This is a genomic window from Bradyrhizobium sp. AZCC 1678 (genome assembly GCF_036924765.1).
Lineage (GTDB): Bacteria > Pseudomonadota > Alphaproteobacteria > Rhizobiales > Xanthobacteraceae > Bradyrhizobium > Bradyrhizobium algeriense.
On sequence record NZ_JAZHSE010000001.1, the window covers coordinates 922,910 to 936,601 of the forward strand.

9 protein-coding genes are annotated in these 13,692 nt (G+C 63.1%); 6 read left to right on the forward strand and 3 right to left on the reverse strand.

Translation table 11 applies throughout. The annotated features are described in order from the left end of the window. Window positions 1-449: 449 nt before the first annotated feature. Window positions 450-1,514 (forward strand): MBL fold metallo-hydrolase, encoded by a 1,065-nt coding sequence (locus V1294_RS04425; RefSeq protein WP_334495391.1) that lies wholly within the window; start codon window positions 450-452, stop codon window positions 1,512-1,514. Between the two features lie 51 nt (window positions 1,515-1,565). Here V1294_RS04425 and V1294_RS04430 read toward each other — a convergent pair whose 3' ends face one another. Next, window positions 1,566-3,137, reverse strand: a complete 1,572-nt coding sequence (locus V1294_RS04430) for a winged helix-turn-helix domain-containing tetratricopeptide repeat protein (RefSeq protein ID WP_334495393.1) — start codon at window positions 3,135-3,137, stop codon at window positions 1,566-1,568. A gap of 177 nt (window positions 3,138-3,314) precedes the next feature. Between V1294_RS04430 and V1294_RS04435 the strand changes: the two genes are divergently transcribed. The 3 genes from V1294_RS04435 to V1294_RS04445 are packed head-to-tail and all read left to right on the forward strand — an operon-like array spanning window position 3,315 to window position 9,759. After that, window positions 3,315-6,149, forward strand: coding sequence for a calcium-binding protein (locus V1294_RS04435; RefSeq protein WP_334495395.1), 2,835 nt, complete (start codon window positions 3,315-3,317; stop codon window positions 6,147-6,149). A 27-nt stretch (window positions 6,150-6,176) separates the two neighbouring features. Beyond that, the gene (locus tag V1294_RS04440; protein ID WP_334495398.1) at window positions 6,177-8,318 is read left to right on the forward strand and encodes a type I secretion system permease/ATPase; all 2,142 of its coding nucleotides are present in this window, start codon (window positions 6,177-6,179) and stop codon (window positions 8,316-8,318) included. After that, window positions 8,305-9,759: an HlyD family type I secretion periplasmic adaptor subunit gene (locus tag V1294_RS04445; RefSeq protein ID WP_334495400.1), complete on the forward strand. Its 1,455-nt coding sequence runs from the start codon at window positions 8,305-8,307 to the stop codon at window positions 9,757-9,759. The genes V1294_RS04440 and V1294_RS04445 overlap by 14 nt, the downstream gene beginning before the upstream one ends. A gap of 14 nt (window positions 9,760-9,773) precedes the next feature. On the opposite strand, the gene V1294_RS04450 is transcribed toward V1294_RS04445, so the two are convergent. Both V1294_RS04450 and V1294_RS04455 read right to left on the reverse strand, forming a co-directional pair. Then, window positions 9,774-10,478, reverse strand: coding sequence for an SIMPL domain-containing protein (locus tag V1294_RS04450; RefSeq protein WP_334495402.1), 705 nt, complete (start codon window positions 10,476-10,478; stop codon window positions 9,774-9,776). A 5-nt stretch (window positions 10,479-10,483) separates the two neighbouring features. Beyond that, complete coding sequence (locus tag V1294_RS04455) at window positions 10,484-11,194, reverse strand: GyrI-like domain-containing protein (protein ID WP_334495404.1); 711 nt, start codon at window positions 11,192-11,194, stop codon at window positions 10,484-10,486. Between the two features lie 349 nt (window positions 11,195-11,543). Between V1294_RS04455 and dapF the strand changes: the two genes are divergently transcribed. Then, entirely contained in the window at window positions 11,544-12,416 is an 873-nt protein-coding gene (dapF, locus tag V1294_RS04460) for a diaminopimelate epimerase (RefSeq protein ID WP_334495406.1), read from the forward strand. Between the two features lie 5 nt (window positions 12,417-12,421). Further along, complete coding sequence (gene mtaB / locus V1294_RS04465; RefSeq protein WP_334495409.1) at window positions 12,422-13,690, forward strand: tRNA (N(6)-L-threonylcarbamoyladenosine(37)-C(2))-methylthiotransferase MtaB; 1,269 nt, start codon at window positions 12,422-12,424, stop codon at window positions 13,688-13,690. Window positions 13,691-13,692: the final 2 nt, after the last annotated feature.

A 13,692-nucleotide genomic window follows, 5' to 3' on the forward strand; every position in this document is an offset into this window, starting at 1 on the left:
GTCCTTTGTCCTGCTGTTCGCAGGCGCTATATCGATTCATCCACCACTGTCATCGCCCGCCTTGTACGCAATTGCGCACAAGGCGGGGTATGACGACCTACATATGTCTCGGCGGAACACGCCGAAACGATCGTCCAAACGCTTTCGCGCCCGAGGGCGCATCGCGCTGTCGGGCGTTGGCCTCCGGTCTCATGGGCCGGGCGGCGGGTCGAAAAGAACGTCTTTCCGAGAAAGTGCGCGGGTTAAACGCCGGGAAGGGGCGGAAGTCAAGGAGAAACTGGGGTATAATGCCCCGCGAGCTTAGTTCTAAGGCTCTGAAGCATCGACGCTTTTAGCGTTTAGGACAAGTCGGAGCGCGCGTGCCCTTTTACCGCAGGTTCCAAGTTGAGCCATGACACGCCATATAAAGCCCCATGTCATCCACTCTCTCCCGCCCTTCGCGATCTTCCGTGCCCATCACCCGCCGCCGTGTCTTTACAGTGCTTGCCGGCGCCGCCGCAGCCATCGGTGCGCCCTCGATCTGGATCAGCAATATGAAGACCTATGACGGCCCCGTTTCCGATCATTTCGACGGAACCCGCTTCTTCGATCCCGATGGCGCGCCGCCGAAATCATTGGCCGAGGTGCTGCGCTGGCAGTTCGGCACCGATCGCAAACGCGCGAGCTGGCCGGATTGGGTGCCGAATGCCCACAGCGATACGCCGCCGCCGCGCGTCAGCGATGACAAGGTGCGGCTGTCCTATGTCGGCCACGTCACCTGGCTGATCCAGACCCGGGATCTGAACATCCTCATCGATCCCGTGTGGTCGATGCGGGCCTCGCCGGTTTCCTTTGCCGGGCCGCGGCGGCACAACGATCCCGGCATCGCCTTCGACGCGCTGCCCAAGATCGACGTCGTGCTGGTCTCGCACGGTCATTACGACCATCTCGACATCGCGACGCTGTCGAAGCTTGCAGAAAAGTTTTCGCCGCGCGTGATCACGCCGCTCGGCAACGACGTCACCATGCGTGATACGGACAGCGCGATCAAAGCCGAGGGATTCGACTGGCAGGATCGCGTCGAACTCGGCAACGGCATCGCGGTGACGCTGGTGCCGACGCGGCACTGGTCGGCGCGCGGATTGTTCGATCGCAACAAGGCGCTGTGGGCGAGTTTTGTGCTGGAGACGCCGGCGGGGAAACTCTACATCGTCTGCGACTCTGGTTACGGCGAGGGCAAGCATTTCCGCCGCGTCGCCGAGAAGCACGGGCCGCTGCGGCTGGCGATATTGCCGATCGGCGCCTATGAGCCGCGCTGGTTCATGAAGGACCAGCACATGAATCCGTCCGATGCGGTGAAGGCGCTCGCCGATTGCGGCGCGCAAGAAGCGCTGGCGCATCATCACGGCACGTTCCAGCTGACGGATGAAGCGATCGACGAGCCGGTCAATGCGCTGGCCGATGCGCTCAAGGAGGCGAAGATTCCGCCCGAGCGGTTCGCGGCGCTGAAGCCGGGGCAGGTGGTGGAGATTTAAAGCCGTGTTCAAGCGAAGTGGGTTCGCGAAGAAAGCGCGTCAAACAAATTCCTAGTCCAGACCGGCCCGCCGAAGACCTTCCAGATAATGTTCGAGGTCGGCCGCGTGCTGGATCGGCACGTGATCCCTGACCCAGGCGAGCGAAACACTGGGCTGCGCGCGACGCAATTCCTGGAGCGCAGCAGTGGCGATCTCCAGAGACGCGGTCATGCCGGCGGCAGCGGTCAGCACACGGTGGGCGGCGGCGTAATCGCTGCGGAGGCGGACGGCGGTCCGCGCCATCTGCAACGCCTCGTCGTAATTGCGTCCGATATATTGGGCCATGCAGGCAGAGCCGTAGTAAAGCGCCAGGAACGGATCGCGCGGGCTGAGCCGGATCGCGCGGCGGGCCGCCTCGACGCCTTCTTGCCAGCGGCCGCAAAATCCCAATGCGGCGGCATAATAGTTTTGGACCTGCGAAAAATTCGGATTGAGGCGCAGCGCCAGTTCGAATTCGGCCAGCGAATCGTCGAAGCGTCGCGTGATCAGATAGACCGCGCCGAGCGCAAAATGCGCCCATGCGTCCTCACTGTCGGCCCGGATCGCCGCCAGCGCCGTACTTTCGGCGATTGGCACGATGTCCTTTAACTCGACCCATCCCATGTGGGCGCCGAATGTATAACTGGCGCCGAGCACGCCGAGCGCCTGCCCGTTGTTGGGATCGATGCCAATCGCCTTCTGCAACAGATCTTGCGCGATGGCGTGATCCTGCTGCGTCACGCGCCAGTAATAAGAAAGCCCGCGCATCACCAGGTCCCAGGCGTCGAGGTTGCCGGGCGGCTTGCGCCGGGCACGAAAATTCTCGGCTGCGTAGAGCTGCGGCTCGATCGCAGCGACAATCGCCTCGGTGATCTCGTCCTGCACAGCGAATATATCGGCGACGTCGCGGTCGTAACGTTCCGCCCAAACGTGGCTTCCGTTGGCGACGTCGTTGAGCTGCGCGGTAATGCGTACGCGCCCGCCGCTTTTGCGCACGCTGCCTTCGAGCACGTAGCCGACGCCAAGATCCTTGCCCACTTGCTTCAAATGGACGGCCCTGCCCTTGTAGACGAACGAAGAGTTGCGCGCGATGACGAAGAACCAGCGCAGCTTCGATAGCGCGGCGATGATATCTTCACTGATGCCGTCGGAAAAATAATCCTGCTCCGGATCACCGCTCATGTTGCTGAAGGGCAGCACGGCGATGGCAGGACGATCAGGAAGCGGCGGAGCGGGTTGCGAGAGCTTGCCCGCTGCATCCGGAGGCGAATCGATTGCGTGGGGCGCCTGGTCTGCTTGTGTGCGTACCTCGCCAGTGAAGCGGAGACCCTTACGCGCGATGGTGCGGATCAGCTTCTGATCGCGGCCGTTGTCGCCGATTGCCCTTCGCGCCGCGTAGATGCGGCTTGTCAGCGTCGTGTCCGATGCGCTGCGTCCCCGCCAGACAGATGCAATGAGGTCATCCTTGGTGACGACGCGATCGCGATTCTGGATCAGGTAAATCAGCAGATCGAGCACTTGCGGTTCGACCTCAACCGATTCCGGTCCGCGGTGTAATTCGCGAAGATCAGTATCGAGGATGTGATCGACAAGAATGAATCGCACGTTGGTGACCCAGCCGGCAGTGGTCACCGGGTCGTGAACCATATCACAGTTGGGAAAACAATCAGAAAATCTGGACCACAATTCAAGGCCGCCTGAAGCGAAGCTTCAAGTCTGGCACGCGAGCTGCGGCTAAGCGTGACGCTGAGGGGCTTATCTCTTCGGAAGGAATTTTTTAGCATGGCTGTCAAGGCGTCATTTTCTCCCAACGGCTTTCTCTCGGTCTTCGGCGACGTAGCCACCAACAGCGTTAAATTAAGTCGCGATGCGGCAGGTAACATTCTCGTCAACGGCGGTGCTGTCCCGATCACGGGAGGTAAAGCAACCGTCGCCAACACCATCAAAATCCAGGTGTTCGGTCTCGACGGCAACGACACGCTCACGATCGACGAAGCCAACGGCGCAATGCCTGCTGCCGAGATGTTCGGTGGCGCTGGCAACGACACGCTCACCGGCGGCTCGGGCAACGACCAGCTGTTCGGCCAGAATGGCAACGACATCCTGCTCGGCAAGGGCGGCAGCGACCTGCTGTTCGGCGGCGCCGGCAACGATACGCTCACCGGCGGCGACGCGGACGACCAGATATTCGGCGGTGCCGGCGACGATCGCATGATCTGGAATCCGGGTGACGACAGCGACCTGCTCGAAGGCGGCGACGGCACCGATACTGCCGAGGTCAATGGCGGCAACGGCGCCGAAACGTTCACGATCACCGCCAACGGTACCCGCGTGCGCTTCGATCGCATCACCCCCGCGCCCTTCTTCCTCGATATCGGCACCACCGAGAACATCGTGGTCAACGCCAATGGCGGCGACGACGTCATCACGGCCGGCAACGGTCTCGCCGCCCACGTGAAGCTGACCCTGGACGGCGGTGCGGGCAACGACACCATCACCGGCAGCGACGGCGCGGATATGCTGATCGGCGGCGATGGCAATGACCTTATCATTGGCGGTCGCGGTAATGACACGGCCATGCTTGGTGCCGGCGACGACACGTTCGTCTGGAATCCCGGCGATGGCAACGACACCGTCGAGGGCCAGGACGGCACCGATACGCTGCAGTTCAACGGCTCCAACATCACCGAGAATATCAACATCACGGCCAATGGCACCCGCGGACGCTTCACCCGCGACGTCGCCAATATCACGATGGACACCAACGGCGTCGAGCGCGTCAACTTCGCGGCTCTCGGCGGCGCCGACAACATCACGGTCGGCGATCTGAGCAATACCGGCATCAAGCAGGTTGCGCTCGACCTGAGCGCGACGCTCGGCAGCGGCACCGGCGACGGTGCGGCCGATCAGGTGACGGTCACCGGCACCGGCGGCAACGACCAGATCCAGGTGGTGGCCGGTGCCGGCAGTTCCGTGACGGTCAGCGGATTGGCGGCGCAGGTTTCCATCACCGGCGTGGAAAGCGCCAACGACGTGCTGACGGTCAACGCCGGCGCCGGCAACGACGTCATCAATGCCCAGACCGCATCCATCAAGCTCGTCATCGACGGCGGCGCCGGCAACGACACCATCACCGGCGGCCGAGGCGCCGACACTTTGATCGGCGGCACCGGCAACGACACCGTTGTCTGGAATCCCGGCGAGGGCAGCGATGTCGTCGAAGGCGGAACGGGTACGGACACGCTGGTCTTCAACGGCTCCAACGCCGGCGAGCTGATGGACATCTCGGCCAATGGCGGCCGGACGCGGCTTACCCGCGACGTCGGCGGCATCGTCATGGATCTCAACGCCGTCGAGAAAATACAGCTCAACGCCCTGGGAAGCGCCGACACCATCACGGTCAACGATCTGGCCGGCACCGGCGTCACGCAGGTGGCGATCGACCTCGGCGCCACGCCCGGTGCCCCGGGTGGTGACAGCCAGCCGGACACCGTGATCGTCAACGGCACCGTCGGCAACAACGCCATCAGCGTCGTCAAGAGCGGCGGATCGCTGGTTGTGAACGGCCTGGCCGAGCAGGTAACGATCGCGAACGCCGAAGCCGGCGACGCGCTGGTGATCAACGGCGGCCAGGGCAACGACACCGTCGATGCCTCCACGATCGCGGCCGGCGCGGTCAAGTTGACGCTCAACGGCGGCGTCGGCGATGATGTCATCAAGGGCAGCGCCGGCGATGACCTCGTCTTCGGCGGTAGCGGCAACGACACGGCGTTGCTGGGCGCCGGCAACGACACCTTCGTCTGGAATCCAGGCGACGGCAACGATACCGTCGAGGGTCAGGCCGGTATGGATACGCTCTTGTTCAACGGCGCAAACATCAGCGAGAACATTGATATCTCGGCCAATGGCAGCCGCGCGCGGCTGACACGTAACGTCGCCGGCATCGTCATGGACCTCAACGGTGTCGAGAACATCCAGCTCAATACGTTGGCTGGTGTCGACCTCATCACGGTCAACGATCTGACCGGAACCAACGTCACTCAGGTCAATCTCGATCTGGGCGGCAATGACGGGGCGGAGGACACGGTCGTCATCAACGCAACCAACAGCGACGATGTGATCACAGTCACCAACAATAATGGTGTCATCACGGTGTCAGGTCTCGCGGAGGACGTGACGATCAAGGGGTTCGAGGCCAATGATCGCATCGTGATCAATGGCCTCGGCGGCGACGATATCATTGAGGCGTCGGGAATGGGAACGGGCATCTTGCTCACCGCCAATGGTGGCGACGGCGATGACGTCCTGGTTGGCGGTCCCGGCAATGACATTCTGACAGGTGGCGCGGGCGACGATGTCCTGCTTGGCGGCGCCGGGCAGGACGTGCTCGACGGCGGGCCTGGCGACAACATCGTCATTCAGGATAGCGGCTTCAGCTTCCTGCCTCCGGCCGCTCCGGCGGAGAGCGCTTCGATGTCGGATGCCGCGAGTGCCGCTCTGCTCGGGCAGTTCATGGCATCGAGCTTCGTCACGGCGGGCGAGGGCCATGGTGAGATGCCGATTGCCGATCCGCAAGCCGGTCAGCAGCCGGCGTTGGCAATGCCGCAGCACGCGTAAGCACGACGCTGCCCTGGAGAAATAGTGATGAGCGCTGAAACCGACAGCACGCGACGAGTCGACTCGGGACTCGAAGCTCTCGTGACGTTGTTGCATTTCCAGGGCGTCGCGGCCGATCGCCAGCAGATCAGGCATCGGTTCGGAACGGACAAGATTGGCGCATCGGAGATTCTCCGGTGCGCCAAGGCTCTCGGATTGAAGGCCCGGGCCTGCCGCACCGATTTGTCGCGGCTTGCCAGGATACCCTTGCCCGGGATTGCGAGCTTGCGCGACGGCGGCTTCATGGTGGTTGCCAAGGCCGACGACGAGAAAGTTCTGGTTCAGTCGCCGACGGAATCCAGGCCCACCTTGATGACGAAGGCCGAGCTTCTCGCCATCTGGGACGGCGGCTTGATCCTGATGACACGCCGCGCCGGATTATCCGATGTCACCCGACGCTTCGACATCACCTGGTTTCTCGGTGCGATCCACAAATACCGGCATCTCTTGGGGGAAGTGCTGGTCGCGTCGTTCTTCTTGCAGATATTCGCGCTGGTATCGCCGCTGTTCTTCCAGGTGGTCATCGACAAGGTGCTGGTGCATCGCTCGCTGAGCACCCTCGACGTGCTGATCATCGGCCTGGTGGCGATCTCGATGTTCGAGACCGTGCTGGGCATCCTGCGAACCTATCTGTTCTCACATACCACCAACCGCATCGACGTCGAACTCGGAGCGCGCCTGTTCAATCATCTGCTGGCCCTGCCGATGGCCTATTTCCAGGCGCGTCGCGTCGGCGATTCGGTCGCGCGGGTGCGCGAACTTGAGAACATCCGCAATTTCCTTACCAGTTCGGCCCTGACGCTGGCGATCGACCTGCTGTTCACCTTCGTATTTCTGGCGGTCATGTTCGCCTATTCGCCGCTGCTGACCTGGATCGTGCTCGGCTCGTTCCCGTTTTACATCGCGATCTCGGCCGGCGTGACGCCGCTGTTCAGGCGGAGGCTCGACGAGAAATTTCGGCGCGGCGCCGAGAATCAGGCTTTTCTGGTCGAGAGCGTGACCGGGATCGAAACGCTCAAGGCGATGGCGGTCGAGCCGCAGATGCAGCGGCACTGGGAAGAACAGCTTGCCGGTTACGTGGCGGCGAGCTTCCGAGTCTTGTGTCTCGGCAATACTGCTAGCCAGATGGTGCAGTTCGTCAGCAAGGTCGCCAGCGCGGGTATTCTGTATTTCGGTGCCAGGCAGGTGATCGACGGCGGCCTGTCGGTCGGTGAACTCGTGGCCTTCAGCATGCTGTCCGGGCGGGTCAGCGCGCCGGTATTGCGTCTCGCGCAGGTTTGGCAAGATTTTCACCAGGCGCGGCTGTCGGTCCTCAGACTGGGCGACATCCTCAACACGACGGCTGAACCGACCTATTCGGCTGGGCGCACCCAGTTGCCCGCGATCCGCGGCAACATCACCTTTGACCACGTGACATTCCGCTATCGCGTCGACGGACAGCAGGTGCTGCATGACGTCAGTTTCGATGTGCCGGCCGGGCAAATGGTCGGCATCGTCGGGCCTTCAGGATCTGGCAAGAGCACGTTCGCGAAGCTGGTGCAGCGGCTCTATGTGCCGGAAAGCGGGCGCGTCCTGATTGACGGCATGGATCTCGCGATGGCGGACCCCGCCGGGCTACGCCGCCAGATAGGCGTCGTCCTGCAGGAAAACGTGCTGTTCAACCGCTCGGTGCGCGAGAATATCGCGCTCAGCGATCCGGCCATGCCGATGGAGCGCGTCATCGCTGCGGCGACGCTGGCGGGGGCGCATGAGTTCATCCTCGAACTGCCTGAAGGCTACGATACCATTGTCGGTGAGCGGGGCTCGACCCTCTCCGGCGGCCAGCGCCAGCGTATTGCGATAGCCCGCGCGCTGATCGCCGATCCGCGCATCCTGATCTTCGACGAGGCCACAAGTGCGCTCGACTACGAGAGTGAGCGCATCATTCAGCAGAACATGAAAGAGATCGCCAAGGGACGAACCGTTTTGATCATCGCGCATCGGCTCTCCACCGTGCGATCAGCGGATCGCATCGTCACGATCGAACGCGGTCGCCTGGTCGAGGACGGCACCCACGACGCTCTGGTCAAGACCGGCGGCCGTTATGCGGCGCTGCATCGGATGCAGGGAGGAATCTATGAAGTCGGTTAGCCGCGCCTTGCCCGTCAAGCAGACGCAAATCGTCGTTCCGTTCAAGCGCGTGCAGGAGCGGCGCAGTGACGAACTCGCGTTCCTGCCGGCCGCACTGGAGATCATGGAGACGCCGCCATCGCCGGTCGGCCGTTTGACCGTGATAATCATCATTTTTCTGTTCGGCGCGGCGGTGATCTGGTCCTGGTGGGGAACGATCGACATCGTGGCGTCGGCGACCGGCAAAATCGTGCCGAGCGGCCGCACCAAGGTGATCCAGCCGTTCGAGACCGGCGTGGTCCGCGCCATTCGGGTGCAGGACGGACAGGCCGTCAAAGCCGGCGAGGTGCTGATCGAGCTCGATCCGACCGTCAACGCGGCTGAGCGCGACCATCTGCACAACGATCTCCTCGCCGAAAAACTCAACACTGCGCGGCTGCGCGCGGCGCTCGCGGCCGTGGACGATCGCGAGGCCGACTTCACGCCGCCTGCCGGCGCGGACCCGATACTGGTCAGCGCGCAGCGCCAACTCTTGCTCAACCAGGTGACGGAGCACCGCGCCAAGATCGCCGCGCTGGCGCGGCAGCAGGCGCAGAAGGAAGCCGAACAGGCCACCACGGGGGCCACCATCCACAAGCTCGAGGCCATGATCCCGGTGGTCCAGCAGCGCGTCGATATTCGCAAGACCTTGATGGAAAAGGAGCTGAGTTCGAAGATCAGCTATTTCGAGGTTTTGCAGTTGCTGGTCGAACAGCAGGAGGAACTCAGCGTTCAGAAGAGTCATCTGCAGGAAGCCGAGGCCGCCGTGGCGGCTATTCGCGAGACGCGCGGCCAGGCGGTGGCAGAATACCGTCGCGCGTTATCAGACGAACTCGCAAAGGCCGAGCAAAAGGCAAGCGGGCTTGCCCAGGACCTGATCAAGGCTGAACGGAAGACCGGACTTCAGCAGCTTGCTTCACCGGTTGATGGCGTGGTGCAGCAGCTCGCGATCCACACGGTCGGCGGCGTCGTCACGCCCGCACAGGCCCTGCTGGTGATCGTTCCCCGCGATAGCCGGCTCGAAATCGAGGCGATGGTCTCGAACCGCGACATCGGCTTTGTCCATCCCGGCCAGCAAGCCGAGATCAAGATCGATACCTTCAATTTCACCCGCTACGGCCTGCTGCGCGGTGAGGTTCTCGGCGTTTCGCAGGACGCTATCATCCGCGACCAGCCACAAGACCGCCCCGGCGATCGACGGGTAGGAGCGCAGAACGACACCAGCGAACCGAAGGGGCAGGAGCTGAACTACAGCGCGCGCATATCGCTCGACCGTGCCAAAATGCGGGTCGACGACCGGATGGTCGATTTGTCGCCGGGCATGGCAGTGACGGTGGAAATCAAGACGGGATCGCGCACCATCTTGAGCTATCTGCTCTCGCCGCTACTTCGCTATCAGCAGGATGTTCTGCGCGAACGGTGAGGACGCTGAAACAACTATTCCTTCGGCTTGATCGTCCAGGACACGCTCACCGTCACTGAAAGCGTCTCCTCGCCTTGCGCGACCGGTGCGCCGGCGGCCATGGGCGCGGCCACCTTGCCACGGTGTAACGGCACGGGCGCGCCTTCCTCGGAAATGCTGATCGGCTCACCGAGCGTCACGCCGGCAGCCTTGGCATAGATCTCCGCCTTGCGGCGCGCGTCCGCGATCGCTTTCTCGCGGGCCTCGTCCAGATGTTTTGAGGCCTGCGTTACTGTAAAATTGATGCCGCCGATCTCGTTGGCGCCGGCGCCGACCAGCACGTCGATGATGTTAGCGACCTTGGCCACATCGCGAATCCTGACCGTGACACGGTTGCTGGCGCGGAAGCTTACGATACCTGGTGTGCGCTCCGAGGCCTTGGACGACGTCGCAAATTGCGGTTGCAGCGACAGCCGCGAGGTCTGGTAGTCCTTTTCCTCGATGCCGGCGCCCTTGAGCGCCGCCAGCACCTTGCCCATCGCCGCGTTGTTGGCATCTGACGCCTCGCGCGCGGTCTTGGCGTCCGACGTCACGCCGCCGTCGATCTGGGCCTGATCCGGCGGCACCGACACATTCGCTTCGCCGGTCACGGAAATCGCAGGCGGCGGCATCGTCTGCGCCAATGCGGGCACAGCGGGCCACGTGGCGGCCACGGCCGCAAGGACGAGCGAATACTTCATCCTTCTTACCTCAGCGGCACGTAGACGTTGATCACCAGCTTGTCCTCTGCCGTCTTCAGGGGGTCGGTGATGTATTCCTCGATGAAAGTATCCTTGGCCTCGAGCTTCTTGTCGTCGAGGTGGTTGGTGATCGCCTCGTAGGTGTTGTCCATGTTGTCGTAGGAGCCGCGATGGACGAACTTCAGCGCCTTGCCGTCGGGCGACTTGCCCATGCTCATGTCCTTGGTCAGGTTCTTGACGTCCTGATCGACCGGAATCTGGGCCAGGAACGTAAAACCGGTATCGTCGGTCGAGGTGTAGACGATCATCGAATTGCCCGTGGCCTTGATGCCCTGCTTGTCGAGCACGGCGGTCAGCGCCTTGAACGCATCGATCAGGGTGTCGAAGGCCGCGTCCCAATTCGCGGTGCCCTTGATGATAACCACTTTCTTGGGCTCGAGGGCGAACTCTTCGCCGAAGGGGTCGGCGGCCTGGACGCCGGCGGCGGGAGGAGGGGGCGCGGGCAACGGGGCTTTTTCCGCCGTGGGGGCATCCGCGGGCGACTTGGTTTCGGCCGGCGGCGGGACCGGAACCGCTGATGGTGCGGGGCTGGGCACAGCCGACGGGCTCGCGGCCGGCGAGGCTGAGGGCGCCGGCGATTGCGCCAGGGCGGCCCCGCCAAACGCAACCATGGAGAGTGCGACCAAGGCCGCACGGAAAGTGCTGATACGGTTCATTTCAGGTATTCTCCATCCCACCCCACCCTGGCGGCGGCATGTCCCGGTCCGCGCCCGCCAGAATGGTGCCATTTTCTAACACGCAAGGTCCGCTTTCGTCCCATGACAGATGCGTCATACGCCCCTGCGTACTGGTGCTCCAATTCCGAAGCTCGCAAATGTATGCGGCTGGCGCTTATGCGAGCTTCGGAATTAAGAGGAGCACCAGCAAGTTTGTCGTTTCCCTGGTGAGGTGAATTTGCAGTTCCTATGAAGTAGTTACGGCGAAACTGATAGGAACTGCAAATTCACCTCACTAGCCAATTGGCCATCATTCGCCATATAAGGCAGGCAGAATTTGGGAAATTTCATGAGCGCGCTCGCCAACCACGCATTTGCCAAGATGAACGGCATCGGCAACGAAATTGTCGTGGTGGATCTGCGCGATTCCAAGGCCGCCGTGACGGCTGAGGAGGCGCGTGCGGTGGCCTCCCCTGCGGGCGTGCCCTATGACCAATTGATGGTATTGCAGCCGCCGCGCCTGCAGGGCACCGAGGCCTTCATCCGTATCTACAACAATGACGGCTCGGAGGCCGGCGCCTGCGGCAACGGCATGCGCTGCGTGGTGCGCCGCCTGTTCGAGGAGACCGGCCAGACCGCCGTGACGTTTGAGACCCGCGCCGGCCTGTTGAACTGCTGGCAGGGCCCGGCGCCCGATCTCTACACCGTCGACATGGGCGCGCCGAAATTTGCCTGGCAGGATATCCCGCTGGCGGAAGAATTTCGCGACACCCGCTATATTGAACTGCAGGTTGGGCCGATCGATGCGCCGGTGCTGCATTCGCCGTCGGTGGTCTCGATGGGCAATCCGCACGCGATCTTCTGGGTCGACGATGTCAACGCCTATGATCTCGAACGATTCGGGCCGCTTCTGGAAAACCACCCGATCTTCCCGGAGCGCGCCAACATCACGCTCGCCCATATCGTCGATCGCGACCACATCACGATCCGCACCTGGGAGCGCGGTGTCGGCCTGACCCGGGCCTGCGGCTCGGCCGCGTGTGCGGCTGCGGTCGCGGCGGCGCGGCTGAAGCGCGCCAATCGGTCGGTCGAGATCACGCTGCCCGGCGGCAAGCTTGCGATCGAATGGCGCGAGCGCGACGACCATGTGCTGATGACCGGCACCGCCGATTTCGAATATGAAGGCCGCTTCGATCCCGCGCTGTTCGCCAGCGTCGCCTAGGAACAATGAGCGTCGACGTCCTCACCTTCGGCTGCCGTCTCAACGCGTTCGAATCCGAGGTGATCGCCCGCGAGGCGGAGCGCGCCGGCCTTTCCGATACCGTCGTCATCAACAGCTGCGCGGTTACCAACGAGGCGGTGGCGCAGGCGCGGCAATCGATCCGGCGGCTGAAGCGCCAGCGGCCGGATGTGCGCATCGTCGTCACCGGCTGCGCGGCGCAGACCCAGCCGGAAATGTTTGCCGAAATGACCGAGGTCGATCGCGTCGTCGGCAATGACGACAAGATGCGCGGCGAGGCGTGGCGCGACGCGCGCGCGGCGTTCGATGCCGGTTTTGGTGTCGAGACAAGTGAAAAGATCGCCGTCGCCGACATCATGGCGGTGCGCGAGATGGCGCCGCATCTGCTCGACGGCTTCAAGGCCGGCTTGCCGCGCGTGTTCGTGCAGGTGCAAAATGGCTGCGACCATCGCTGCACCTTCTGCATCATTCCCTATGGCCGCGGCAATTCGCGCTCGGTGCCGATGGGCGCCGTCGTCGAACAGGTGCGCGCGCTGGCCGAACGCGGTCATGCCGAGATCGTGCTGACCGGTGTTGACCTTACGAGCTACGGCGCCGATCTGCCGGGGACGCCGAAGCTTGGGCAATTGACCCGGCAAATCCTGCGGCATGTACCGGAGCTGAAGCGCTTGCGGATTTCATCGATCGATTCCATCGAAGCCGATCGCGATCTGCTAGACGTCATCGCCGATGATGAGCGGCTGATGCCGCATCTGCATCTGTCGCTGCAATCCGGCGACGACATGATTCTGAAGCGGATGAAGCGCAGGCATTCGCGGCAAGACGCGATCGAATTCTGCGCCCAGGTGCGGCGGCTGCGCCCCGATATCACGCTGGGGGCCGATATCATCGCAGGCTTCCCGACCGAGACAGAAGAGATGTTCGCGCGTTCGCAGGGTCTCGTGGACGAATGCGATCTCACCTTCCTGCACGTGTTTCCTTACTCCAAGCGCCCGGGCACGCCTGCCGCGCGGATGCCGCAGGTAGCGGGCGGCGAGATCAAGGAGCGCGCGAAGCGATTGCGGGCGGTGGGTGAGGCGGCATTGCGGAAGCGGCTGGCGGCAGAGGTAGGTGCGACGCGCGAAGTCTTGATCGAGGGCGACAAACAGGGCCGCACGGAACATTTTCTGCCAGTCGCGATATCGGGTGAAACGCCCGGTGCTGTGCGGCGGCTTGCAATCACCGGGCACGATGGTTCGCGATTGACCGGAGGCTAGCC

Excerpts from the sequence above, each read along its gene's own strand:
- V1294_RS04435 (WP_334495395.1), top strand. The coding sequence starts at position 3,315 with ATGGCTGTCAAGGCGTCATTTTCTCCCAACGGCTTTCTCTCGGTCTTC.
- V1294_RS04440 (WP_334495398.1), top strand. The coding sequence starts at position 6,177 with ATGAGCGCTGAAACCGACAGCACGCGACGAGTCGACTCGGGACTCGAA.
- V1294_RS04445 (WP_334495400.1), top strand. The coding sequence starts at position 8,305 with ATGAAGTCGGTTAGCCGCGCCTTGCCCGTCAAGCAGACGCAAATCGTC.
- V1294_RS04450 (WP_334495402.1), bottom strand. The coding sequence starts at position 10,478 with ATGAAGTATTCGCTCGTCCTTGCGGCCGTGGCCGCCACGTGGCCCGCT.
- V1294_RS04455 (WP_334495404.1), bottom strand. The coding sequence starts at position 11,194 with ATGAACCGTATCAGCACTTTCCGTGCGGCCTTGGTCGCACTCTCCATG.
- dapF (WP_334495406.1), top strand. The coding sequence starts at position 11,544 with ATGAGCGCGCTCGCCAACCACGCATTTGCCAAGATGAACGGCATCGGC.
- mtaB (WP_334495409.1), top strand. The coding sequence starts at position 12,422 with ATGAGCGTCGACGTCCTCACCTTCGGCTGCCGTCTCAACGCGTTCGAA.